Source organism: Streptomyces sp. NPDC048288 (genome assembly GCF_043201555.1).
Taxonomy (GTDB): Bacteria; Actinomycetota; Actinomycetes; order Streptomycetales; family Streptomycetaceae; genus Streptomyces.
The window spans coordinates 1,005,111-1,029,218 of sequence record NZ_JBICZD010000002.1 but is presented as its reverse complement, the minus strand read 5'-3'; the positions used below and the strand labels follow the sequence as shown (position 1 = coordinate 1,029,218).

Here is a 24,108-nt window from a genome sequence, read left to right as displayed (position 1 = left end):
CTAAGTGAGTTCGACCAGGACCCGCACCCTCCTGTACAGTCCTTTTCGCAGCACAGCGCAGACAAAGTGCCGCGAAACCTGGTCCTGTGGAGCAGTTTGGAGTGCTCGCCACCCTGTCAAGGTGGAGGCCGCGGGTTCAAATCCCGTCAGGACCGCAGCAACCGAGGCCCGCATCCCCCAAGGGAAGCGGGCCTCGCGCATGTCACCGACAACGCCCCCTCCCTCACCGCCCCACCGAGGCGGAGGCCGCGCCCGCGGCGGCAGCCGCCATCGGACTCAGCAAATCCCGCCAGGACCGCAGCAACCGAAGCCCGCATCCCCCAAGGGAAGCGGGCCTCGCACGCGTCACGGGCAACGACCCCTCGCCCCCTCCCTCGCCGCCCTGTCGGCGTCGACGCCGGTCGTTGTCGCGTCAAGACCGCGGGCGAGGGGGCGGATCTTCGGGTTCGGGCTCTTTCGTGTGTGGGATTGACGGCGTCACATTCGGTCGGTACCCAGAAGAGAGGGCCCGCTCCTCCCCTCGGCCCTCTTCTGGAGGTGGCGTATGGCGGCTTCGGTGCGGCATGAGACGCGGGCGCTGCTGAGGGCCCATCTGGCGGCCGCCTCGTCGTACCGGCACCTGACCCGCCACTGTCCGGTCTGCCATCGGCTGCTGCGGCTGGCCATGGACTCCGCGCCGTGCGCCGCCGCGGAGGCGCCCGAGGACGGCAGGGAGGACGAGGAACCCGTCGGCGCGTGACCGGCGCCGGACCCAACGGCCGTACCCTCAGGGGCCGATGGAGCGCACGGCTCCTCTAGCGCACCTGGGGCAGTACAAACAACCCGCGCGGTATGTGACGGGTGTCACCGCATGAGTTTCCGAAACGACGGAACTTACCCCCTTCCTACAACTGGTCAATTTAATATGTGCAATTGCACCAGCCTGGGAGCCCCGTCCACAGTGATCCCCAGACTCCGACAAGGCTGCTCACAGAAGCGCTGGTTAGCGTCGCCGGAGACCCCACGGGCGCACAAAAAAGATCGCGCTGGACCCGGCGGAGTCCAGCGCGATCTACGACGCACCCTGTGTCGCTTGCCTGTGAAGTTCTTGTCGGCCTGGGCGTGGGCCCCGTTGGGGCGGGTCCCGCGTCGCTTGGAGCTAGGGCTGCGGGCGTCGCGGCCAGTTGGGGGACCGGTCGGTTTGCCCGCTATTCAGTTGGTCAGGCCTCGGTGCGCTGCTGGGGGATGCCCGCCAGCAGGGCGCGGACCTCGGCCTCGCGGTAGCGGCGGTGTCCGCCGAGCGTACGAATCGACGTGAGCTTGCCGGCCTTCGCCCACCGCGTGACCGTCTTGGGGTCGACGCGGAACATCGTGGCGACCTCAGCCGGGGTCAGCAGCGGCTCGGCATCAGGGGTGCGAGCGGTCATGAGCGGCCTCCTCGGGAGAACCGAACCTTCTCGGTTCTTTCCTCTAAATTCTGCACCTTGACCCGCGTTGCCCGAAATGGCGGACGCGAGTCGAGTCGGTTATAGGACGAACGGCTTGTCCTCGGCACTACAACTACACCATCTGTCCAGCCGCGTCGGCCAAACCGATGGAATTGCCCTCCCAGGTAGTCATCAGCCGCGGAAGCCGATGGACCATGCCATAGCGGACAGTCACGCCACTGTGACGATCAGTCACAGGACGATCAGGAGTCACCAGACCCCCCAAAGCACGTAATGCTGAGAATCCGCCCACAGTGCACCACACTTGGACGGAAGGAGCCTTCCCCGGACTCCTTGTCCTATTTTGGCACGAGGAGTGGCAAGCGGCGCAAGAGCCGTGTAAGTGCTATCCATCACCCTCGGCACAAAAGCCCGGATCGAGACCAACGCCCCGTGAGTGCACTGAAGTGCCGTCAACGTACGTTGTTTCCCGCCCTCCAGGCCGTGACGTACGTCACTCACCACACATACGTCACCGAGGTGTCACCCAGTCGTAAAAGACACCGGACTGCCCACCCGGTTAGTACGGATCACCCGGCCCCGGCGCTCAGGCCGGCGCTCAGTTCGCCGAACGCCGGTCCCGGACCGCACGCCAGCGCTCCACCAGCCGGCCGTACGCCGCCCCGGCCGCCGCCCCGTCGCCCTGCCGCAGCGCCTCGATGCCGGCCGCCACGTCGGCCGCCGAGTGGTCGTCCTCCAGATCACCGGCCGGCAGGACGTGCACCAGGCCGCCGTAGTCCAGCTCGACCAGCGAACGCGGGTGGAACTCCTCCAGCCAGCGGCCGACGTCCACCAGACCGTCGATCAGCGGCCCTTCCTCCACGGTGTCCTTGAGCGTGCGCAGCGCCCGGGCCACCCGGCGCCGGGCCTGCACCATCGGCGTGCGGTAGCGCAGCATCGGCGGAATCTCGCCGGTCCCCTTCTCGTACCGGCGCTCCTCGTCGGAGACCAGCACGAACCAGTTCAGCGGCACCTGCCAGGTCGCCGTGCGGATCCAGGGCCGGGAGTCGGGGTTGCGGACCAGCCAGCGCTCGTAGTCCACCGCGGCCTGGCGGCGCACGACAGGCGGCAGCATCGCGTCCAGGACCGGCTTCGGCAGCTCGTCGGAGAGCTCCTGCAGCGCCTGCCAGCCGCGCAGCCGGGTCCGCCAGGGGCAGACGCACACCACGCCGTCCACCGACAGCACGAAGGCGTCGGCGCTCTCCTGCACCGGCACCGGGATCGGCGGGGTGGGCAGCAAGTCGGCCAGGGAGCGCCGGAGTTCGTCCTGGTACGAGGGCCGGCCCCGGCGGCGGGCATAACGCTCCCAGTGGTCGCGCTCCGGCTCCGGAAAGGCGGCCAGCGGCTCGTACACACGCAGGTACGTCGCGTAGGGGACGACCACCGAGGACACCTTGGGCACGCCTGCTCCCTCCCCATCGGACCGGGCTCGAAACCAGCGGAACCCACGGCGGAGCCCACCTGGCCGGCCCGGGAAACCACAGCAAATCGTCCCACGCTCATACGTGCGCACACGGCACGGGAGAGTGATCCTGAACACTGCGCGGATGGTGTGCGGACCATGGCTCTACGCTCATGTCACGGCCCCCGCCACCCTTACGGGAGCCACCCCGCAGCCACCCGCCGCGACACACGCGACACAACCGGGAGTCACCACAGTGACCGACGTTTCCACCGGCGTCCTGCACACCCTGTTCCACTCGGACCAGGGCGGTCACGAGCAGGTCGTGCTCTGCCAGGACCGCAAGAGCGGCCTGAAGGCCGTCATCGCCATCCACTCCACCGCGCTGGGCCCCGCCCTCGGCGGCACCCGCTTCTACCCGTACGCCACGGAGGAGGAGGCCGTCGCCGACGCCCTCAACCTCGCGCGCGGGATGTCGTACAAGAACGCCATGGCCGGGCTCGGCCACGGCGGTGGCAAGGCCGTGATCATCGGCGACCCCGAGCGGGACAAGACCGAGGAGCTGCTGCTCGCCTACGGGCGGTTCGTGGCCTCGCTCGGCGGCCGGTACGTCACCGCCTGCGACGTCGGCACCTATGTCGCCGACATGGACGTCGTGGCCCGCGAGTGCCGCTGGACCACCGGCCGCTCCCCGGAGAACGGCGGCGCCGGCGACTCCTCCGTCCTCACCGCCTACGGCGTCTACCAGGGCATGCGCGCCAGCGCCCAGCACCTGTGGGGCGACCCCTCGCTGCGCGGCCGTCTCGTCGGCGTCGCGGGCGTCGGCAAGGTCGGCCACCACCTGGTGGAGCACCTGCTGGAGGAGGGCGCCGAGGTCGTGATCACGGACGTACGGCAGGAAGCGCTGTGGCGCATCGCCGACAAGCACCCCGCCGTGGGGGTCGCCGCCGACACCGACGCGCTGATCCGGATCGAGGGCCTCGACATCTACGCCCCCTGCGCGCTCGGCGGCGCCCTGGACGACGAGTCCGTGCCGGCGCTGACCGCCCAGGTGGTGTGCGGCGCGGCCAACAACCAGCTGGCCCACCCGGGCGTCGAGAAGGACCTCGCGGACCGCGGGATCCTCTACGCGCCGGACTACGTGGTGAACGCCGGCGGGGTCATCCAGGTCGCCGACGAACTGCACGGGTTCGACTTCGAGCGGTGCCGGGCGAAGGCGGCGAAGATCTTCGACACCACGCTGGCCATCTTCGCACGTGCGAAGGAAGACGGGATTCCGCCGGCCGCCGCGGCCGACCGGATCGCCGAACAGCGGATGCACGAAGCGGTAACGGCGGGTGGCCGCTGACGGTCCGGGCGGTTTCCGCGAGGAATTTCGGTACCTGCCGGCGGGCGGTTGGAGAGAACTCTCACGTTCGTCGGCGGGTCGTCCGCCAGGAAGTGGTTAAAATCGTGGTTGACCAGCGAGGACGGGGCGCCTCGCGGGTCATGGAGTCAGGCGCGTGGTGCGGGCGACGTACCGTATGGGCGCGGGCTCAGGTACCGTGGAAGCCCTACGGACCGGTCTCTCCGAGGAGAGCCCGTTCCGGATCATGAACGCGTGTCAGACTCTGGGGCCGTCGAGCCCCGTCACCGAGGGGGTCGAGCCATGGGGCGCGGCCGGGCCAAGGCCAAGCAGACGAAGGTCGCCCGCCAGCTGAAGTACAACAGCGGTGGGACTGACCTGTCACGTCTGGCCAGCGAGCTGGGCGCATCGACTTCGAGCCAGCCGCCGAACGGCGAGCCGTTCGAGGACGACGACGAGGACGAGGACGACCCGTACGCCCAGTACGCGGATCTCTATAACGATGATGACGACGAGGACGAGGACGATCAGTCCGGTCCGCAGTCGCAGCATCGTCGTGGTGCTTGACGTACCACTCTCCGCAGTTCTCTCAGCAACTGCACTTCACCCGGTCCGGGGCTTCGACGCCGGACCGGGTTTCGTGCTGCCTGTCAGGCGTAGTCCCCCACCAGTTCCGCACCGGTGGTGTGCGCGCCCCGCTCGGTGATCTCGCCGGCCACCCAGGCCTCGACCCCGCGGTCGCCCAGTGTGGTCAGCGCCACATCCACCGATTCCTGCGGGACGATCGCGATCATGCCGACGCCCATGTTGAGCGTCTTCTCCAGTTCGAGCCGCTCGACCTCGCCGGTCCGGCCGACCAGGTCGAAGATCGGGCCAGGGGTCCAGGTGGCACGGTCGACGGTCGCGTGCAGGTGGTCCGGGATCACCCGGGCCAGGTTCGCCGCGAGTCCGCCGCCGGTGACGTGGCTGAAGGCGTGCACCTCCGCCGTGCGCATCAGGGCCAGGCAGTCCAGCGAGTAGATCTTGGTGGGCTCCAGGAGTTCCTCGCCGAGGGTCCGGCCCAGCTCCTCGACGTGCGCGTCGAGCGCGAGGCCCGCCTGGTTCAGCAGGACGTGCCGGACCAGGGAGTACCCGTTGGAGTGAAGACCGGAGGACGCCATCGCGATCACCGCGTCACCCGTACGGATACGATCCGCGCCGAGCAGCCGGTCGGCCTCCACCACGCCCGTACCGGCGCCGGCGACGTCGAAGTCGTCCGCGCCGAGCAGGCCCGGGTGTTCGGCCGTCTCCCCGCCCACCAGGGCGCAGCCGGCCAGCACACAGCCCTCGGCGATGCCCTTGACGATCGCCGCGACGCGCTCGGGGTGGACCTTGCCGACGCAGATGTAGTCGGTCATGAACAGCGGCTCCGCGCCGCACACCACGATGTCGTCCATGACCATGGCGACCAGGTCATGGCCGATGGTGTCGTACACACCCAGCTGCCGGGCGATGTCCACCTTGGTGCCCACGCCGTCCGTGGCGGAGGCGAGCAGCGGGCGCTCGTAGTTCTTCAGGGCGGAGGCGTCGAAGAGGCCGGCGAAGCCGCCGAGGCCGCCGAGGACCTCGGGGCGCTGCGTCTTCTTCACCCACTCCTTCATCAGCTCCACGGCGCGGTCGCCCGCCTCGATGTCGACTCCGGCAGCCGCGTAGGAAGCACCGGGAACAGAGTTCTCAGACATTGCCTGGGATCTTTCGGGTTGGTTTCTACGAGACCTACGGGCGACGGATCGCGTCGGCCGCGGCCGTGGCTGCCGGACCGGCGGCCAGCTCGGTCTCCAGGAGCTGCTTGCCGAGCAGCTCGGGGTCCGGGAGCTCCATCGGGTACTCGCCGTCGAAGCAGGCGCGGCAGAGGTTCGGCTTGGCGATGGTGGTCGCCTCGATCATGCCGTCGATGGAGATGTACGCCAGGGAGTCGGCGCCGAGCGAGGTGCCGATCTCCTCGATGGTCATGCCGTTGGCGATGAGCTCGGCGCGGGTGGCGAAGTCGATGCCGAAGAAGCAGGGCCACTTGACCGGCGGCGAGGAGATCCGGATGTGGACCTCGGCCGCGCCCGCCTCCCGCAGCATGCGCACGAGCGCGCGCTGGGTGTTGCCGCGCACGATCGAGTCGTCGACGACGACCAGGCGCTTGCCCTTGATGACTTCCTTCAGCGGGTTCAGCTTCAGGCGGATGCCGAGCTGCCGGATGGTCTGCGAGGGCTGGATGAAGGTCCGGCCGACGTAGGCGTTCTTGACCAGACCGTTGCCGAAGGGGATGCCGGAGGCCTCCGCGTAGCCGATGGCGGCGGGGGTGCCGGACTCCGGGGTCGCTATCACCAGGTCGGCGTCGACCGGGGCTTCCTTGGCGAGCATCCGGCCCATCTCCACGCGGGAGAGGTACACGTTCCGCCCGGCGATGTCGGTGTCGGGGCGGGCCAGGTACACGTACTCGAAGACGCAGCCCTTGGGCTTCGCGTCCGCGAATCGGGAGGTGCGCAGGCCGTTCTCGTCGATGGCGACGAACTCGCCCGGCTCGATCTCGCGGACGAAGCTCGCACCGCAGATGTCGAGCGCGCCGGACTCGGAGGCGACCACCCAGCCGCGCTCCAGGCGGCCGAGGACCAGCGGGCGGATGCCCTGCGGGTCGCGGGCGGCGTAGAGGGTGTGCTCGTCCATGAAGACGAGGGAGAAGGCACCGCGCACGTTCGGGAGGACCACGGGGGCGGCCTCCTCGACGGTCAGCGGCTTGCCGTCCTCGTCGACCTGGGCCGCGAGCAGCGCGGTGAGCAGGTCGGTGTCGTTGGTGGCCGCGACCCGGGTGGACCGCCCGTTGGTGTCCTTCGGGAGTTCGGCGACCATCTCGGCGAGCTGCGCCGTATTGACCAGGTTGCCGTTGTGGCCGAGCGCGATCGAGCCGTGCGCGGTGGCACGGAACGTCGGCTGGGCGTTCTCCCACACGGAGGCACCGGTGGTCGAGTAGCGGGCGTGACCGACCGCGATATGACCCTGGAGCGAGCCGAGAGAGGTCTCGTCGAAGACCTGGGAGACAAGCCCCATGTCCTTGAAGACGAGGATCTGGGAGCCGTTGCTGACCGCGATACCCGCGGACTCCTGGCCCCGATGCTGGAGGGCGTACAGCCCGAAGTACGTGAGCTTGGCGACCTCTTCACCGGGAGCCCAGACACCGAAGACGCCGCAAGCGTCCTGGGGGCCCTTCTCACCGGGGAGCAGATCGTGATTGAGGAGACCGTCACCACGTGGCACGGCACCGAGTGTAGGCGAGATCGACCACTGGTCCGAATTGGGGATACCCGGCCGTAATGGATCTACGACCGCGGACGTCGTTGTGGGATTCTCCATTTGCGCTGGTCAACGCGGTAAGAGGTTTCTCCAGGCGGTGCCCGTTCGTGCGGTCCGGTGTCCGCGCAACCCCCTCGCACCGTATCTCTGAGTGAGGTGTCGCACATCATTCGGGGGGATGGGAGGGGGGCCGGAGAGGGGCCGGAGTCACTTCCTGGACAGCTGGACGCGGTCGCCGGCGGCGGTGGTGAGGGTGAGTCTCTTACCTTCGGCCGCGGTGCTGAGCGGCCCGGCGGTGAGGGTGCGGGCGAGGGCGCGCTCGAAGGTCATCCGGGCGTCGTCGCAGGCCATCCGGGTGGTGCGGGTGTGGGTCAGCCGGATCCGGTCGTCCGTGACGTCCGCCGTGGCGCTGAACTGGTTGCAGCCGAGGTTCCCGGCCGCCCTGCCGTCCTCGATCCGCACATGGGCGTGGGCCGGGGCCCGGTGGGTGGTGCCGTCGACGGTGACGCTGTCGACGGTCCAGTCGATGCCGGTCACCGGCTGCTGTGCGGTCACGGAACCATCCTTCTCGCTCCCGCAGGCCACCGCGAGCAGCGCGGTGGCAGCCACGAGAATCATGCGCCGCTTGTACCCGTACATGCCGATTCGACGGAACGCACCGGGTGATCGGTTCCCTCAGCTCATGACGGGCAGGTAGGCCCCGATGTCCGCCCGCTCCCCGCTGGCGCTGACCGTGGCCTCCGCCACGGCCTCCTTCCACCCCACCCGTCCCGTGGCCAGCCGGATCCAGGTCAGCGGATCGGTCTCGACGACGTTCGGCGGGGTGCCCCGGGTGTGCCGGGGCCCCTCGACGCACTGCACCACGGCGTACGGCGGCACCCGCACCTCGGTGGAGCCGCCGGGCGCCTTGGCCGCGAGGGCGTCCGCGAGCAGCCGGGTGCAGGCGGCCAGCGCCTGCCGGTCGTAGGGCACATCGAGGCCCGGCACGGCCGCGTTGAGGTCGTCGGTGTGGACGACCAGCTCGACGGTGCGGGTGACGAGGTAGTCGTCCAGGGAGAGCACGCCGGCGCTGGTGACGAGCAGCCGGGTCCCGGGGTGTGCGGCCAGCAGCGCGCGGAGGCTCTCGTCGACGTCGGCCAGGTAGGCACCGAGGTCCGGATGGTCCGCGGCGATCCCCCGGGTGAACTCCGCGATGGCGGCGGAGTTGCCGGAGGTCCCCGCCGGCCAGTCCAGCAGCACCGCGTCGGCCTTCGCGGGCTCGGGCTGCTCCAGGGCCCGGTCCAGGGCGGTGACGGCCATCCCGATGTGGGCGACGAGATCGCGCACCGTCCACTCCCCGAGCCGGGTGGGCAGCGCGAGTTGCTCAGGCGTGAGGGCGGGGACGGCGTCCCGCACGTTCGCCAACTGGGCGAGGACCGCCGTGCGGATCCTGCCGGGGTCGTACGTCCTGGTGCGCTTCTTGGCCGGGGGCATGGGGCGAGCCTATGCGGAGCGGTCACACGTGCGAGTGATCAATGTCGAATCCCTCCTGCACACCGCCGGGACCGGACAACACTGGCCTCCGCCTGGAAGGGGGTGCAACATGACGGTTATGGCCGAGCGCACGTCTCAGATGTCGGTGGAGGAGTTCGAAACGATCGCCGCCGCCGCTCCCGAGACCGTCACGTTGGAGTTCATCAACGGACGGATCGGAGTCAAGAAGGTGACGGACGGGGACCACAGCACCATGGTGTCCTGGCTGGCCCGGCGCTGTATGCAGAGCAGGCCCGACCTGGACCTGTACCAGGCCCAGGGGCTTCGGGTCGATGCCTATCGGGAGGGCAGGGCGAAACCGGACGCGGTGATCGCCCCCGAGGCCCACTTCGCGGGACACGGCGAGTGGGCCGACCCGGACGGCGCGCTCATGGTCGTCGAGGTCACCTCGTACGACTCGGACACCGACCGACGGGACCGGCACGAGAAGCCGACGGCGTACGGCCAGTCAGGAATCCCTCTGTACCTCCTGATCGACCGGGACTCGTGCACGGTCACGGTGCACAGCAATCCGGACCGGCAGGTCGGCGGCTACCGCGACATCCGCACCTCGAAGTTCGGCGAGACCGTCGCCCTCCCCCAACCGATGGGCATCGAGCTCGACACGGAGATCCTCAAGAACTACGTCCGCTGAGCCGAGAAGCCCCCCGCCCGGGTGGGCGAGGGGCTTCGTGGTGCGGGCGGGGCTACGCCAGCAGGGCCTCGATCGTGCCCTCGTGGGCCTCGCGGAGTTCGGAGAGGGGGAGGGTGAACTCGCCCTGGATCTCCACGGCGTCTCCGTCGACGACACCGATGCGGGTGACCGGCAGGCCGCGGGCGCCGCACATGTCGTTGAAGCGGAGCTCCTCGGAGCGCGGGACGGCGACGACGGCGCGGCCGGCCGACTCGGAGAGGAGGAAGGTGAAGGCGTCGAGGCCGTCGGGGACGACCAGGCGGGCGCCCTTGCCGCCGAGGAGGGCCGACTCGACGACCGCCTGGACGAGACCGCCGTCGGAGAGGTCGTGCGCGGAGTCGATCATGCCGTCTCGGGAGGCGGAGATCAGGATCTCGGCGAGGAGGCGCTCGCGCTCCAGGTCGACCTTCGGGGGCAGGCCGCCGAGGTGGTCGTGGACGACCTGGGACCAGGCCGAGCCGCCGAACTCCTCACGGGTGTCGCCGAGGAGGTAGAGCAGCTGCCCCTCCTCCTGGAAGGCGACCGGCGTGCGGCGGGCGACGTCGTCGATGACGCCGAGGACCGCGACCACCGGGGTGGGGTGGATGGCCACCTCGCCCGTCTGGTTGTAGAGGGAGACGTTGCCGCCGGTCACCGGGGTGCCGAGCTGCTGGCAGGCGTCGGCGAGACCGCGGATGGCCTCCGCGAACTGCCACATCACCGCCGGGTCCTCGGGCGAGCCGAAGTTCAGGCAGTCGGAGACGGCGAGGGGCTTGGCGCCGGTCGTCGCCACGTTGCGGTAGGCCTCGGACAGGGCCAGCTGGGCGCCCGCGTACGGGTCCAGCTTCGCGTACCGGCCGTTGCCGTCGGTGGCGATGGCGACGCCGAGGCCCGTGGACTCGTCGATGCGGATCATGCCCGAGTCCTCGGGCTGGGCCAGCACCGTGTTGCCCTGCACGAAGTGGTCGTACTGCGAGGTGATCCACTTCTTGGAGGCCTGGTTCGGGGAGCCGACCAGCTGGAGGACCTGCTGCCTGAGCTCCTCCGCCGTCGCCGGGCGCGGCAGCTTGTTCGCGTCGTCCGCCTGGAGGGCGTCCTGCCAGGACGGGCGGGCGTAGGGGCGCTCGTAGACCGGGCCGTCGTGCGCGACCGTGCGCGGGTCGACGTCCACGATCTTCTCGCCGTGCCAGAAGATCTCCAGGCGGTCGCCGTCGGTCACCTCACCGATGACGGTGGCGATGACGTCCCACTTCTCGCAGATCTCCAGGAAGCGGGCGACCTTGGCCGGCTCGACCACCGCGCACATGCGTTCCTGCGACTCGCTCATGAGGATTTCCTCGGGCGAGAGCGTGGAGTCGCGGAGGGGGACGTCGTCGAGGGTGACGGTCATGCCGCCGGAGCCGTTGGACGCCAGCTCGGAGGTGGCGCAGGACAGGCCGGCCGCGCCGAGGTCCTGGATGCCGACGACGAGCTTCTCCCGGAAGGCCTCCAGGGTGCACTCGATGAGGAGCTTCTCCTGGAAGGGGTCGCCGACCTGGACGGCCGGTCGCTTGGAGGGCTTCGCGTCGTCGAAGGTCTCGGAGGCGAGGATCGACGCGCCGCCGATGCCGTCGCCGCCCGTGCGAGCGCCGTAGAGGATGACCTGGTTGCCGGCGCCGGAGGCCTTGGCGAGGTGGATGTCCTCGTGCCGCATGACGCCGATGGCACCGGCGTTGACCAGCGGGTTGCCCTGGTAGCAGGCGTCGAAGACGACCTCGCCGCCGATGTTGGGCAGGCCCAGGCAGTTGCCGTAGCCGCCGATGCCGGCGACGACACCCGGCAGCACGCGCTTGGTGTCGGGGTGGTCGGCGGCGCCGAAGCGCAGCGGGTCGACCACGGCCACCGGACGCGCGCCCATCGCGATGATGTCGCGCACGATGCCGCCGACGCCCGTGGCCGCGCCCTGGTAGGGCTCCACGTACGACGGGTGGTTGTGCGACTCGACCTTGAAGGTGACCGCGTAGCCCTGGCCGACGTCGACCACGCCCGCGTTCTCGCCGATGCCGACGAGCAGGGCGTCCGACTGGGGGGCCTTCTCGCCGAACTGGCGGAGGTGGACCTTGGAGGACTTGTACGAGCAGTGCTCGGACCACATGACCGAGTACATGGCCAGCTCGGCGCCGGTCGGGCGGCGGCCGAGGATCTCGACCACGCGCTCGTACTCGTCCTTCTTCAGGCCCAGTTCGGCCCAGGGCAGCTCGACGTCGGGGGTCTCGGCCGCGTGCTCGACCGTGTCCAGAGGCGTCCGGCTCATGCGTTGACCAGCTTCTTGAGGATCGAGGTGAAGAAGGGGAGGCCGTCGGTACGGCCCGTGCCGATCAGCGGCTCGACGGCGTGCTCGGGGTGCGGCATCAGGCCGACGACGTTCCCGGCCTCGTTGGTGATGCCGGCGATGTCGCGCAGCGAGCCATTGGGATTGAAGTCGAGGTACCGGAAGACGACCCGGCCCTCGGCCTCCAGCTGGTCGAGCGTGTACTCGTCGGCGACGTACCGGCCGTCCATGTTCTTCAGGGGGATGAAGATCTCCTGGCCCTCGCGGTAGTCGGCCGTCCAGGCCGTGTCCGCGTTCTCCACCCGCAGTTTCTGGTCGCGGCAGATGAAGTGGAGGTGGTTGTTGCCGAGCATCGCGCCCGGGAGCAGATGTGCCTCGGTGAGGACCTGGAAACCGTTGCAGATACCGAGGACCGGAAGGCCGGCCTTCGCCTGCTCGATGACGGTCTCCATCACCGGCGAGAAGCGGGAGATGGCGCCGGCCCGCAGATAGTCGCCATAGGAGAAACCACCCGGGAGGACCACCGCGTCGACCTGGTGGAGGTCCTTGTCCTTGTGCCAGAGGGCCACCGGTTCGGCACCCGCGAGTCGGATCGCGCGCTGGGTGTCCCGGTCGTCCAGACTCCCCGGGAAAGTGACGACGCCAATACGAGCGGTCACTTCGCCGCCTCCGCGACTTCATCGACGCGAACCGTGAAGTCCTCGATCACGGTGTTGGCGAGGAAGGATTCCGCGAGCTCGTGGATGCGGGCGAGTGCGGCCTCGTCGACCGGCCCGTCAACTTCCAGTTCGAATCGCTTTCCCTGACGTACGTCGGAGATCCCTTCGAAACCCAGGCGCGGCAGCGCACGCTGGACCGCCTGGCCCTGCGGGTCGAGGATCTCCGGCTTGAGCATGACGTCGACTACGACGCGTGCCACTGGCACTCCCGGTGTGTGGTGCTGAGCTGGTTCCTTCAGACTACCCGCACAAAATTTCTACGCGGGTAGAGTTGTAGGAAACTACGTGAGGCGCATCACGATCGGGTGACAGCGGAGGATCCTCACGAAAAGTTCTGGGAAAGTTCCCCGGGTTCGCCCACGACATCTATTGCGCTGGGGACACGCGGACGGATTTAGTCGGGCTTCACTTTGTATTGCCAGGCACTGTACAAATGAATTGGCAATAGCCGATACTCGGCACGTCATCGCCCTGAGCTGTATAGGCGTGCCACACGAAGGGACCGATATTCGTGGCGCAGAAGGTCGTGGTCACTCTCTTTGACGACATCGACGGCTCGGAAGCGGCGGAAACGATCGCCTTCGGACTCGACGGCAAGTCGTACGAGATCGATCTGAATCAAGCCAACGCCAAGAAACTGCGTAAGGCTCTGGAGCCGTACCTCGCGGCCGGCCGCAAGCGGTCGAAGTCGGGCAAGGCGTACAAGCAGACGGAGGTCGCCCCCGACCCGGCGGCCGTCCGCGCCTGGGCCCAGGCCAACAAGATGGACGTCCCGGCCCGCGGCCGCATCCCGAAGAAGGTGTACGAGGCGTTCAGCGCCGCGCAGTGAGTCGCGCTCCCGGCTGCCCTCAGGGACCGTCACCGGCCCTCGGGGGCAGCCGACTTGCGCAACCCCCCTGCTGATCAGCTAATGTCTGGAGCACGCCGAGGGGCAAGGTCGAAAGGCCGAAACCCACGGACTACATGCGGGTGTAGTTCAGTAGTAGAACATCCCCCTTCCAGGGGGAAGGCGCAGTGTGCAATTCCTGTCACCCGCTCTGCACCGCCGTCCTGAGCATGCTTGTGGATCAGGTAGGCTGGTGCTCGCACCGATCGGTGGGAGCCGGTCGGGAGCAGTGCGGACGTAGCTCAGTTGGTAGAGCGCAACCTTGCCAAGGTTGAGGTCGCGAGTTCGAGCCTCGTCGTCCGCTCCAGCCCAGAGGAGAAACCCCAGTCATGTGACTGGGGTTTTTTCGTGTCCCCGGACCGAGCGCCCCACTGACATTTGTCATGGAGAGCGATGACACCGCGCACTGCTGCCGGGCCGCGGACGCCGGGACGCTGTTCCCATGGAAGACAGCGAACACGAACACGTGATTGAGGTCACAGATCTCCGGCGTGTGTACGGGGGCGGGTTCGAAGCGGTCCGCGGAATCACCTTCTCCGTGGCACGGGCGGAGATCTTCGCCCTGCTGGGCACCAACGGCGCCGGAAAGACCTCCACGGTCGAACTGCTCGAAGGACTCGCACCGCCGGACGGCGGCCGGGTCCGGGTACTGGGCCACGATCCGCACCGGGAGCGGTCCGCCGTACGCCCGCGCACCGGCGTGATGCTCCAGGAGGGCGGCTTCCCCTCCGAGCTGACCGTCGGCGAGACGGCACGGATGTGGGCCGGCTGTACGACGCACGCCCGCCCCACGGCCGAGGCGCTCGCCCTGGTCGGACTCGCCGGCAAGACAAACGTACGGGTCAAGCAGCTCTCCGGCGGCGAGCGGCGCCGCCTCGACCTGGCGCTCGCCCTGCTCGGACGGCCCGAGGTGCTGTTCCTGGACGAGCCGACCACCGGACTCGACGCCGAAGGGCGCCACAGCACCTGGGAGTTGGTGCGGAACCTGCGCGACGCCGGTACGACCGTCCTGCTCACCACCCACTACCTGGAGGAGGCCGAGGACCTCGCCGACCGGCTCGCGATCCTGCACGAGGGGCGTATCGCGGCGACCGGCACACCGGCCGAGGTGACCGCCGCCCAGCCCTCCCGGATCTCCTTCCGGCTGCCCCACGGCTACTTCCTGGGCGACCTGCCGCCGCTCGGTCCGCTCGGCGTGTCCGGACACGAGGTGGACGGGGACGTCGTACGGCTGCGCACCCGGGAGTTGCAGCGCGCGGCCACCGGACTGCTGGTCTGGGCCGAGGCGGCACGGGTGGAACTGCACGGCCTGGACATCCGGTCGGCCTCCCTGGAGGAGGCGTTCCTGGGCATCGCGCGGGAGCGGGAGAAGGAGGCGGCCGTATGAACGGTCAGGAGATCAGCGGGGCGACGACGGCCGACGCGGGCACACGTCCACCCGCCCTCGCACCGTCCTGGCGGCGGCTGCGGGCGCTGGCGCGGGCGGAACTCACCCTGTTCGGCCGCAACCGCGGCGCCGTGCTCACCGCACTGCTCATGCCGCTCGTCCTGCCGTTCACCGTGCGGCCCGCGACCGAACAGATCGACCTCAAGGGGATCGGACTCAGCATCGGCACCATGACGCTGACCGCCGCGATCGGCTTCGCCTTCCTCTTCGCCGTCTACAGCTCCCTGGTCGGCGCCTTCGTGTCACGCCGCGAGGAACTCGTCCTCAAACGGCTGCGCACCGGCGAACTCGACGACCTGGAGATCCTCACCGGCACCGCGCTGCCCGCCGTCTGTCTCGGCCTAGCGCAGGCCCTGCTGGTGGCCACCGCCTGCGCGGTCCTGCTCGACGCGGGCGCGCCCAGGGCGCCGTACCTCACCCTGCTCGGGCTGCTGTCCGGGCTTGTGCTCAGCGCCGCGCTCGCCGCGCTCACCTCCGCCGTCACCCGGACCACCGAGAGCGCCCAGGTCACCGCGGTGCCCCTGGTCCTCGTGTCCATGATGGGCTCGGGCATCGCCGTCCCCCTGGACATCCTGCCCGACCGGATCGCCGCGGTCTGCGCCTTCCTCCCGCTCTCCCCGGCCGTCCGCCTGGTCCGCGCGGGCTGGACCGGAGAGCTGAGCGGGTACGAGGCGCTCGGTACCGTCCTCACCGCGCTGGCCTGGACCGTGGTCGCGGTGTTTGCTGTACGGCGGTGGTTCCGCTGGGAACCCCGGCGCTGAGAACCCTGGCGCCGAGAACCCCGGCGCCGAGAACGAGGACGGGACCGGGATGAGCGGGGCAGGGGCCTGGTGGCGGGGGAAGACCACTCCCGCCAAGGTCGAGACGTACACACGCTGGTCGTTCCACTTCTTCGCGGTGGTCGAGGTCGCCGCGATCGGACTGCCGGTGTTCGCGCTGACCGGGGCCGGGGCCGCGGGGCTGCTGGCCGCGCTGGTGACCGGCCACGCCCTGCTCTGCGCGCTGACCGCCTCCCGGGCGCTGGACTGGACGCGCGGCCGGCGGGCCCAGCCGGTGCGGCTGCTGTGGGCGCTCGGCACGGCGACGTACGTCATCGCCGTCGTCGCCCTCGTGCTGCGCAAGCACGGCTCGGGGCCGGGCATGGACGCGGCCGGCAGCAGCGTCTTCACCGGAGTGCTCGCCTTCGGCACCGGGACCCTGGCGCTCGGCGTGCGCCACCGCAAGCGGGTGCTGTCGCTCGTCGCGGGCTTCGCGTGCGGGGCCGGGGCGGTCTCCTTCCTGCTCGGCTATCCGGGAGCGACCGCCCTGGCCACCGGGTTCGCGGTGTTCCTCGGCGGTGCCTTCGTCGCCGGCACCTCGGTCTTCTCCGTCTGGCTGCTGAACGCCGTCTACGAACTCGACGAGGCCCGCGAGACCCGTGCCCGGCTCGCCGTCGCCGAGGAACGGCTGCGGTTCGGCCGCGATCTGCACGACGTCCTCGGCCGGAACCTCGCCGTGATCGCCCTCAAGAGCGAACTGGCGGTCCAGCTGGCCCGCCGCGAACGGCCCGAGGCCGTCGAGCAGATGGTCGAGGTGCAGCGGATCGCGCAGGAGTCCCAGCGGGAGGTACGGGATGTCGTACGGGGCTACCGGGAGGCCGACCTGGGGGCCGAACTCGCCGGTGCGCAGGGGGTGTTGGCGGCAGCAGGCATCGACTGCCAGGTGACCGGCTCGGCCGACGGGCTGCCCGCCGAGGTGCAGTCGGCGCTCGGCTGGGTGGTACGGGAGGCGACCACCAACGTGCTGCGGCACGGGGACGCCGGGCGGTGTGCGGTGGGGCTGCGGATACGGGAGGGGTGCGTGGTGCTGACGGTGGAGAACGACGGGGTGGTGGTACGGCCGAGGGACGCGGACGCGGGCGGGGGCGGTGGTTCCGGGCTCGCCGGGCTGCGGGAGCGGCTGGCGGTCGTGGACGGGACGCTGGAGGCCGGGCCGGTGGGGACCGACGGGTTCCGGGTGGTGGCCTCGGTGCCGCTGTCCGGCCGCACCGCCGATACGAGTGTGAGCGGAGTCACCTCATGACGTCCACGGTACGGCTGTTGCTCGCCGACGACGAGCATCTGATCCGGGGTGCGCTGGCCGCGCTGCTCGGTCTTGAGGACGATCTGGTCGTCGTCGCGGAGGCGGCGAGCGGGCCCGAGGCGCTGGCGATGGCGCGGGCCCACCGGCCCGATGTGGCCGTGCTGGATCTGCAGATGCCGGGGGCCGACGGTGTGAAGGTCGCCACATCGCTGCGGACCGAACTGCCCGGCTGCCGGGTGCTGATCGTGACCGGTCACGGCCGGCCCGGGCATCTCAAGCGGGCGCTCGCGGCGGGTGTGCGGGGGTTCGTCCCGAAGACGGTCAGCGCTCAGCGGCTCGCCGAGATCATCAGGACCGTGCACGCGGGAAACCGGTACATCGACCCGGAGTTGGCCGCCGACGCGATCTCCGCCGGGGACTCGCCGCTGACCGCGCGGGAGGCGGAGGTGCTGGAGCTGGCGGCCGACGGGGCGCCGGTCACGGAGATCGCCGAGCGGGCCGCGCTGTCGCCGGGGACCGTGCGGAACTACCTCTCCTCCGCCGTCACCAAACTCGGTGCGGAGAACCGTCATGCGGCAGTGCGTCTCGCACGGGAGCGAGGTTGGGTATAGTTGCTCTCGCGCCACGGCGCATGCGGACGTAGCTCAGTTGGTAGAGCGCAACCTTGCCAAGGTTGAGGTCGCGAGTTCGAGCCTCGTCGTCCGCTCGGGATGAGACCCCGGTCCACTGGACCGGGGTCTTTTTCATGCCGTCAGCTCCAGTTCTGGCCCGTCAGGCGCTCGTACGCCTCGATGTACTTCGCGCGGGTCGCCTCGACCACCCGCTCCGGCAGGGCCGGCGGGGGCTGCTCGCTCTTCCTGTCCCAGCCGGACTCGGCCGAGGTCAGCCAGTCGCGCACGAACTGCTTGTCGAACGACGGCTGGGCGCGGCCCGGCTGCCACTCGTCGGCCGGCCAGAAGCGGGACGAGTCCGGGGTGAGGACCTCGTCGGCGAGGACGAGGGCGTCGTTCTCGAAGCCGAACTCGAACTTCGTGTCGGCCAGGATGATCCCCCGGTCCCGGGCGATGTCCCGCGCCCGCCCGTACACCGCGAGGGTGGCCTGGCGCAGCTGGGCGGCCGTCTCGGCGCCGACCTGACGGGCGACCTCCTCGTACGACACGTTCTCGTCGTGCTCGCCGACCTCGGCCTTGGTGGCCGGGGTGAAGATCGGGGCGGGCAGCTCGGAGCCGTCGACCAGGCCCTCGGGGAGGGCGAGCCCGCAGACCGTGCGGGACTCCTGGTACTCGGCGAGGCCGGAGCCGGTGAGGTAGCCGCGGGCCACGCACTCGACCGGGAGCATCTTCAGGGACTTGCAGATCAGGGTGCGGCCCGCCCAGTCGGCGGGGGCGCCCTCGGGCAGCTCGGTGCTGATGACGTGGTTGGGGGCCAGATCGGCGAGCTTGTCGAACCACCACAGGGAGAGCTGGGTCAGCACCCGGCCCTTGTCGGGGATCTCGGTCGGCAGCACCCAGTCGTAGGCGGACAGCCGGTCGCTGGCGACCATCACGAGGTCCCCGGCCGCGTTCTGGTACAGCTCGCGCACCTTGCCGGTGTGCAGATGCACCAGCCCCGGCACCTCCACGGGCTCGGGCTTTTCGACGAATCCGGACACGGTTCCTCCCCGTGGTTCTGTACAGGTGCCCTCGATTCTCCCGTATGCCTGGTTGCGCACGGACAGCGGGGCCGCGCGGACACCTGTGCGGATCAGTCGTGTTTGCAGATGCGGTCCAGGAGGTTGGCGGTGGCGCGCTGGACGCGGGGGTCGACATGGCCGGGGCGGTCCAGGGCCGGGGACCAGGCGAAGGTGCCGGAGGCGAAGACCAGGGCGCCGGAGGGGGCGCGGTAGAGGGAGGTCTCCTGGTGGCGCAGGACGCCGTCGTTGTCGGTGTAGGGGGAGTGGGCGAGCAGCATGCGCTCCTCGTGCTCGGGGAGCGCGGTGCGCGGGAAGTAGCGGTCGGCCTCGCCGGCCACCAGGCCCGGCAGTTCGTCGCCCTCGTGCGCGCCGGTGGCCTCCCAGAGCCAGTGGCCCGCGTTGCGCACGATCAGCGGGGACGGCTCGGGCACCCGGCCCGCGTACTGGATGCCGACCGTCTGCTGTTCGGGCCGGTCGATCTCACGCCAGAGCACGGGTTTGCCCGGGCCCCTGCGTTTTCGGCAGGTCAGCAGGCGGTCGGCGACCCCGGACGGCGAGGGTCCCAGCTCCACCTGCCAGTACATGGTGTTGGCGGAGAGGAAGACGAGCGACGTACCGCTGTCGCGGGCCAGCTCGACCGTGCGGCGCATCTGCGGGGACCAGTACTCGTCGTGGCCCGGGAAGACCAGGCCCCGGTAGCGGGTCGGGTCGACCCGGCCGGCGTGCAGGTCGCGGGCGTCGGCGTAGGCGAGGTCGTAGCCGTAGCGCTCGGCCCAGCGGATGAAGTCGTAGGCGTGCCCGACGTGCAGGGGCAGGCCGGCGCCCGCGTACGGCCGGTCGAAGGAGACGGTGGTCGCGGCGTCGGCCTCGCCGAGCAGCCGGCCCTTCTCGTCCCAGGCGTGGTAGAGGCTGGCGCCGGTGCGGCCGTCCTCCGGATAGAGGTTGTACGCCTGCCAGGTGATGTCCGGCAGCAGGAGCAGCAGGTCCGCCGGGTGGTTGTCGCGGATCGTGAAGGGCACGTGGGAGCGGTAGCCGTCCGCCGTGGTGAGGACGGCGACATACGCGCCGATGCTCCAGTACGACGGGATCTGCAGCCGCCAGGACAGCCACCAGTGGTGGCAGGAGACCGTGCGGTCGGCGGCCAGCGGCGGGGGCTGGACGATGCCGGACAGCCGGGGGCTGGTGGTGATCTTGGCGGCGCCGTCGCCGCCGTAGTGGCCGATGCGGTAGATGTCGACGCTGAACTCCTGCGGCGGGTCGACCGTGATGTGGAAGTCGACGGCGTCACCGGGGCCGACCGCGCCGGTCGAGGTGAATCCTTTGATCTGGCGGTGCACGTCGTCCGCGGAGCGCGGGCCGCCGGCACTGCGGGGTGCCGGGATCCGCGGGTTCTCGCCGGTGGGCTGTGGCCTGCTCGGGTCCACGTACCACGGGACGACATGACCGGTGTCGTCGAAATAGGTCTCGCTGCCGCGCAGCCAGGGGACCGGCCCCAGGCCGAAGGGGTCCGTGACGGCGTGCGCGAGTGCTCCCGACTCCCAGCGGCGGATGTGGTCCGATGCCATGGTGGCTCCCCTCCCTCGTGCCCCCGTGAGGTGTGCTGTACCGAGTCGATGTGCGTGCGGGCGGTTGATACGGCCGTGCGTGCGCTGTCCGTGCGCGTGAACTGTCCGTGCGGTGCCGTGACTGTGGCGCCTGTCTTGTGTCGGGCGTCCTATGTCGGGCGTCCTATGTCGGATGCGCTTGCCACATCCGCGAACGGTCCCAGCACATCACATAACGCACGCGTACGGTCACGGTTCGTTGCGAATTTGCCTGAAGTGGAACAGTTTGCTCCGCTAAAGCGTCGAAACGCCCAGGTCAGACCAGCCGTACCGGCTTCTCGGGACGTATCCCGGACTCGACCAGCCAGGCCCGCAGCGGGGCCGGGTCTCCCTCCTCGACGAGACTGAGGACTCTGGGCGTCAGGTCGGCGGCGCGCTCGCCGTCGACCAGCAGGGACGGGCCGTCGAGCCAGTCCAGGCCGGGGGTGGCTCCGGCGGTGTCCATGGCCGCGCAGCACACCATCGCCTTGACGTGGTCGGCGAGCAGCTCGCGGGCGGTGCGCGGGGGCTGGAGCGGGAAGAGCGGCAGCGAGCCGTCGTCCCAGAGGGCGCTGTCGGGGCCCTGGCCCGCGGGTGCCGCCGCCGAGCCGGATCGCGAGGTGCCGCGACCGGTGGCGGCGGCGGTGGCATGGGCGGCGCCGGCTGTCGCGGCCTCCTCGCGGGCGAGGGCCGCGGTGAGGCCGGCGGCGAGGGCGGCGCTGCATTCGGTGCCGCTGGTCTCGTCGGTGTCCTCGGCGTCCTCGGCGTCCTCGGCGTAGGCCGGGGGTTCCGCGCCCCTGCTCCGGGTCCGGGCCGTCGGGTCGGTCAGGTGGTCCAGGACGCGGGCCAGGGTGGGGCCGCCGGGATCGGGGGCGGCCGGGTCGACGGTGGCACGGACGCCGAGGGAGTCGAGGACGCGGTGCAGACGGGCCGCCTCGGTGCGCCAGGTCCGGTCGACGACCTCGTCCGGGTACTCCTGCCAGTCCACCGGCGACCAGTCCGGGCCCGGCCCGGCGGGGCCGCCGTGGAAGAGACGGGCGGCCAGCAGCGAGGCGGCCTCGTCCACCAGGCCCGGCTCCTCCAGCAGGTCGCAGGCGGGCCGCTCGCCCAGCCGGGAGGCGAAGCCCTCGGCCAGCCGGTCGCGCCGGGACAGCTCGGTGAGCGCCGCGACCACGCCCGCGTCCAGCCGGGAGGGCCAGCGGCCCATCCGCCAGGCGGGCAGCGCGACCCGGGTGAGCAGCCGGTCCCAGCCGGCGTAGGCGAGACCGACCTGCTCCTGGGCGACGATCCGCAGTCCGTAGTCCACAGCCTGTGCACGCTCGGCGGCCGCGGCGGCGACCCCGCGCTCCATCAGCGCCGCGTGCTCCCGGCAGCCGCGCAGCAGCAGCCGCGCCACCCAGCCGATGCCCGCGCACAGCACCCGGGTCCCCCGGCATCGCACGGACGTCGAGGCGACCGCCACCGCCGCGTCCAGCCCCCGGACGAAGCGCCGGGCGGCCGCTATGTCCGGGTGCGCCGAGGGTCCCGTACCCGCGACGACCGGGGCGAGGACCGCGCGGAGCTCGCCGACCCGCATCCACCACAGGAACGGGGAGCCGATGACGAGGACGGGTGCGGCCGGGACGCGGCGGTGCGAGCCGGGGGTGCCCAGCTCGTCGCCGGCCCTGGGCGCGGGCGGGCCGTGGGCCGGGTGGGTGCGGTCCTCCAGCCAGCTGTCGCAGTCCGGGGTGAGCGCTATCGCGGAGGGCGCCGGGACGTCCAGGCGGTCGGCGAGGTCGCGCACCATCCGGTACAGGTCCGGCGCGGACGCCTCCGCGATCGGGACCGTGGGGCTCACGGCCGGGCGGGCGCGGGCCACGACCAGGGCGACGGCGGCGGCGGCCAGCAGCACGAACACGGCGAGGGCGCCGACGATCCAGCGGGCCGCGTCCCAGCCCCGGCCGACGAAATGGCCGGTGGAACCGCCGGTCAGCAGGATCACCGCGGCCGCCGCGGGCAGCAGGGCCACGGCCAGCGCCCGGCCGCGGACGCGCAGCACGGCGAGGGCGCGGGTACGCGCTGCCTGCGCTCCCGCCTCCGCACCGATACCGGTACTGGTCACGTCCGGACCTCACCCCCTCCCTGCTGTCCTGGCGCCGTCCTGGCTGTTGCTCACTCCCCCACTGTGGCACCCCTCACTGACATCGCAATGCCGGTGGGCCAAGTGCCGGAACGCTTGCGCCGCACCCTAGTTGGGGCCTCGGCCCCCGTCAGCCGGATGGGGCATCGGTCACTCGATGGAATGGCTTTGGTCAGAGGTGATCGACAGACAGCAACGATCAGGCCCCGGATTTCGAATCCGGGGCCTGATCAGGAACTGAAGCGGATGAAAAGGTTCTTGCCGGTGCTCAGGCCTCGGCCGCCGCCTTCGCCGCGATGTCCGTACGGTGCTGGGAGCCGTCGAGACCGATGCGCGCCACCGCCGTGTACGCCCGCTCGCGGGCCTGGGTGAGGTCCTTGCCGGTCGCCGTGACGGAGAGGACGCGGCCGCCCGCGCTGACGACCGCGTCGCCGTCCCGCTTCGTCCCCGCGTGCAGCACGTAGGCGTGCGGGGCGTCCTCGGCGGCCACCGCGTCGAGGCCGGTGATGGGGTCGCCGGTGCGCGGGGTGCCGGGGTAGTTGTGCGAGGCGAGGACCACGGTGACCGCGGCGTCCTCGCGCCAGCGCAGCGGCGGCAGGTCGTCGAGGGTGCCGTTCGCGGCGGCGAGCAGGACGCCGGCCAGCGGGGTCTTCAGGCGGGCGAGCACCACCTGGGTCTCCGGGTCGCCGAAGCGGGCGTTGAACTCGATGACCCGCACCCCGCGCGAGGTGATGGCGAGGCCGGCGTAGAGCAGGCCGGAGAACGGGGTGCCACGGCGCCGCATCTCGTCGACGGTGGGCTGGAGAACGGTCTCCAGGACCTCGTCGACGAGCTTGGGGTCGGCCCAGGGCAGCGGGGAGTAGGCGCCCATGCCGCCGGTGTTCGGCCCCTCGTCGCCGTCCAGGGCGCGCTTGAAGTCCTGGGCGGGCTGGAGCGGGAGGACCGTCACACCGTCGGTGATCGCGAAGAGGGAGACCTCGGGACCGTCGAGGAACTCCTCGATGACCACGCGCTCGCAGCCGGCGGCGTGCGCCTTGGCGGCGTCGAGATCGTCGGTGACGACGACTCCCTTGCCCGCCGCGAGCCCGTCGTCCTTGACGACGTACGGCGCCCCGAAGGCGTCGAGGGCCTCGGCGACCTCCTCGGCGTTTGTGCAGACGTACGAACGGGCGGTGGGTACCCCGGCGCCCGCCATCACGTCCTTGGCGAACGCCTTGGACCCCTCGATCCGCGCGGCTTCCCCGGAGGGGCCGAAGACCGGGATGCCCGCGGCGCGGACGGCGTCGGAGACACCGGCGACGAGCGGGGCCTCCGGGCCGACGACCACCAGGTCGGCGCCGAGTTCCGTGGCCAACCCGGCCACGGCCGCGCCGTCCAGGGCGTCGACCTGGCGCAGCTCGGCCACCTCGGCGATGCCGGCGTTGCCGGGGGCGCAGTACAGCGCGGTGACGTCGGAATCGAGGGACAGAGAGCGGCACAGGGCGTGTTCGCGGGCGCCGCTGCCGATGACGAGGACCTTCACGGGGGTCAGCGTAGCCGGGCCGGCCTACTGGAGGTTCCTCCAAGGGGGCGGAGTGCGGGAGCGCCCGGT

The 24,108-nt window shown here is 70.7% G+C and carries 22 protein-coding genes and 4 tRNA genes; 13 read left to right on the top strand and 13 right to left on the bottom strand.

Features of this window, described 5'->3' with window-relative positions:
* Positions 1–80: 80 nt before the first annotated feature.
* Both ACGFZS_RS11090 and ACGFZS_RS11085 read left to right on the top strand, forming a co-directional pair.
* A tRNA-Asp gene (locus ACGFZS_RS11090) sits at positions 81–155 on the top strand.
* Between the two features lie 389 nt (positions 156–544).
* The gene (locus tag ACGFZS_RS11085) at positions 545–739 is read left to right on the top strand and encodes a DUF6274 family protein (RefSeq protein WP_365694709.1); all 195 of its coding nucleotides are present in this window, start codon (positions 545–547) and stop codon (positions 737–739) included.
* A 460-nt stretch (positions 740–1,199) separates the two neighbouring features.
* On the opposite strand, the gene bldC is transcribed toward ACGFZS_RS11085, so the two are convergent.
* Complete coding sequence (bldC, locus tag ACGFZS_RS11080) at positions 1,200–1,406, bottom strand: developmental transcriptional regulator BldC (RefSeq protein ID WP_033321412.1); 207 nt, start codon at positions 1,404–1,406, stop codon at positions 1,200–1,202.
* Between the two features lie 619 nt (positions 1,407–2,025).
* Positions 2,026–2,868 (bottom strand): hypothetical protein, encoded by an 843-nt coding sequence (locus ACGFZS_RS11075; protein WP_393794832.1) that lies wholly within the window; start codon positions 2,866–2,868, stop codon positions 2,026–2,028.
* 256 nt (positions 2,869–3,124) lie between these two features.
* Here ACGFZS_RS11075 and ACGFZS_RS11070 point away from each other — a divergent pair, with 256 nt between their 5' ends.
* Entirely contained in the window at positions 3,125–4,216 is a 1,092-nt protein-coding gene (locus ACGFZS_RS11070) for a Leu/Phe/Val dehydrogenase (protein WP_393794831.1), read from the top strand.
* Positions 4,217–4,516: 300 nt separating this feature from the next.
* Complete coding sequence (locus ACGFZS_RS11065; RefSeq protein WP_355713715.1) at positions 4,517–4,780, top strand: DUF3073 domain-containing protein; 264 nt, start codon at positions 4,517–4,519, stop codon at positions 4,778–4,780.
* 83 nt (positions 4,781–4,863) lie between these two features.
* On the opposite strand, the gene purM is transcribed toward ACGFZS_RS11065, so the two are convergent.
* The 4 genes from purM to ACGFZS_RS11045 form a co-directional block, all read right to left on the bottom strand.
* The gene (gene purM / locus ACGFZS_RS11060; protein ID WP_393794830.1) at positions 4,864–5,934 is read right to left on the bottom strand and encodes a phosphoribosylformylglycinamidine cyclo-ligase; all 1,071 of its coding nucleotides are present in this window, start codon (positions 5,932–5,934) and stop codon (positions 4,864–4,866) included.
* A 34-nt stretch (positions 5,935–5,968) separates the two neighbouring features.
* On the bottom strand, positions 5,969–7,498 hold the full coding sequence (purF, locus tag ACGFZS_RS11055; protein WP_359211780.1) for an amidophosphoribosyltransferase: 1,530 nt from the start codon (positions 7,496–7,498) through the stop codon (positions 5,969–5,971).
* Between the two features lie 243 nt (positions 7,499–7,741).
* Complete coding sequence (locus tag ACGFZS_RS11050; RefSeq protein WP_393794829.1) at positions 7,742–8,152, bottom strand: META domain-containing protein; 411 nt, start codon at positions 8,150–8,152, stop codon at positions 7,742–7,744.
* A gap of 57 nt (positions 8,153–8,209) precedes the next feature.
* Positions 8,210–9,007: a sterol carrier family protein gene (locus ACGFZS_RS11045; RefSeq protein ID WP_393794828.1), complete on the bottom strand. Its 798-nt coding sequence runs from the start codon at positions 9,005–9,007 to the stop codon at positions 8,210–8,212.
* 109 nt (positions 9,008–9,116) lie between these two features.
* Between ACGFZS_RS11045 and ACGFZS_RS11040 the strand changes: the two genes are divergently transcribed.
* Positions 9,117–9,701, top strand: a complete 585-nt coding sequence (locus tag ACGFZS_RS11040; RefSeq protein WP_393794827.1) for a Uma2 family endonuclease — start codon at positions 9,117–9,119, stop codon at positions 9,699–9,701.
* Between the two features lie 52 nt (positions 9,702–9,753).
* Here the strand turns inward: ACGFZS_RS11040 and purL are convergent, their stop codons facing one another.
* The 3 genes from purL to purS are packed head-to-tail and all read right to left on the bottom strand — an operon-like array spanning position 9,754 to position 12,949.
* On the bottom strand, positions 9,754–12,012 hold the full coding sequence (purL, locus tag ACGFZS_RS11035; protein ID WP_393794826.1) for a phosphoribosylformylglycinamidine synthase subunit PurL: 2,259 nt from the start codon (positions 12,010–12,012) through the stop codon (positions 9,754–9,756).
* A complete protein-coding gene (gene purQ / locus ACGFZS_RS11030) occupies positions 12,009–12,689 on the bottom strand; it encodes a phosphoribosylformylglycinamidine synthase subunit PurQ (RefSeq protein WP_393657009.1) in 681 nt (226 codons plus the stop codon). The genes purL and purQ overlap by 4 nt, the downstream gene beginning before the upstream one ends.
* Positions 12,686–12,949 carry a phosphoribosylformylglycinamidine synthase subunit PurS gene (purS, locus tag ACGFZS_RS11025; RefSeq protein ID WP_355713694.1) on the bottom strand — a complete coding sequence of 88 codons (264 nt, stop codon included), beginning with the start codon at positions 12,947–12,949 and terminating at the stop codon, positions 12,686–12,688. Before purS ends, purQ begins: the two co-directional genes overlap by 4 nt.
* Before the next feature lie 311 nt (positions 12,950–13,260).
* Here purS and ACGFZS_RS11020 point away from each other — a divergent pair, with 311 nt between their 5' ends.
* The 8 genes from ACGFZS_RS11020 to ACGFZS_RS10985 all read left to right on the top strand — a co-directional run bounded on the left by ACGFZS_RS11020 (position 13,261) and on the right by ACGFZS_RS10985 (position 17,849).
* A complete protein-coding gene (locus tag ACGFZS_RS11020; RefSeq protein WP_355713692.1) occupies positions 13,261–13,578 on the top strand; it encodes an Lsr2 family protein in 318 nt (105 codons plus the stop codon).
* 136 nt (positions 13,579–13,714) lie between these two features.
* Positions 13,715–13,786, top strand: a tRNA-Gly gene (locus tag ACGFZS_RS11015).
* Between the two features lie 80 nt (positions 13,787–13,866).
* Positions 13,867–13,942, top strand: a tRNA-Gly gene (locus ACGFZS_RS11010).
* A gap of 135 nt (positions 13,943–14,077) precedes the next feature.
* The gene (locus tag ACGFZS_RS11005; protein ID WP_393794825.1) at positions 14,078–15,022 is read left to right on the top strand and encodes an ABC transporter ATP-binding protein; all 945 of its coding nucleotides are present in this window, start codon (positions 14,078–14,080) and stop codon (positions 15,020–15,022) included.
* Entirely contained in the window at positions 15,019–15,843 is an 825-nt protein-coding gene (locus tag ACGFZS_RS11000) for an ABC transporter permease (RefSeq protein ID WP_393794824.1), read from the top strand. Before ACGFZS_RS11005 ends, ACGFZS_RS11000 begins: the two co-directional genes overlap by 4 nt.
* 49 nt (positions 15,844–15,892) lie before the next feature.
* Complete coding sequence (locus ACGFZS_RS10995) at positions 15,893–17,143, top strand: sensor histidine kinase (protein WP_393794823.1); 1,251 nt, start codon at positions 15,893–15,895, stop codon at positions 17,141–17,143.
* Complete coding sequence (locus ACGFZS_RS10990; RefSeq protein ID WP_393794822.1) at positions 17,140–17,754, top strand: response regulator; 615 nt, start codon at positions 17,140–17,142, stop codon at positions 17,752–17,754. Before ACGFZS_RS10995 ends, ACGFZS_RS10990 begins: the two co-directional genes overlap by 4 nt.
* A 22-nt stretch (positions 17,755–17,776) precedes the next feature.
* Positions 17,777–17,849 (top strand) — tRNA-Gly (locus ACGFZS_RS10985).
* A gap of 45 nt (positions 17,850–17,894) precedes the next feature.
* On the opposite strand, the gene ACGFZS_RS10980 is transcribed toward ACGFZS_RS10985, so the two are convergent.
* The 4 genes from ACGFZS_RS10980 to purD all read right to left on the bottom strand — a co-directional run bounded on the left by ACGFZS_RS10980 (position 17,895) and on the right by purD (position 24,039).
* Positions 17,895–18,794, bottom strand: coding sequence for a phosphoribosylaminoimidazolesuccinocarboxamide synthase (locus tag ACGFZS_RS10980; protein WP_393657017.1), 900 nt, complete (start codon positions 18,792–18,794; stop codon positions 17,895–17,897).
* A 92-nt stretch (positions 18,795–18,886) separates the two neighbouring features.
* The gene (locus tag ACGFZS_RS10975; protein ID WP_359211817.1) at positions 18,887–20,380 is read right to left on the bottom strand and encodes a N,N-dimethylformamidase beta subunit family domain-containing protein; all 1,494 of its coding nucleotides are present in this window, start codon (positions 20,378–20,380) and stop codon (positions 18,887–18,889) included.
* Positions 20,381–20,675: 295 nt separating this feature from the next.
* Complete coding sequence (locus ACGFZS_RS10970; RefSeq protein WP_393794821.1) at positions 20,676–22,499, bottom strand: hypothetical protein; 1,824 nt, start codon at positions 22,497–22,499, stop codon at positions 20,676–20,678.
* Positions 22,500–22,785: 286 nt separating this feature from the next.
* Positions 22,786–24,039: a phosphoribosylamine--glycine ligase gene (gene purD, locus ACGFZS_RS10965; RefSeq protein ID WP_393794820.1), complete on the bottom strand. Its 1,254-nt coding sequence runs from the start codon at positions 24,037–24,039 to the stop codon at positions 22,786–22,788.
* Positions 24,040–24,108: the final 69 nt, after the last annotated feature.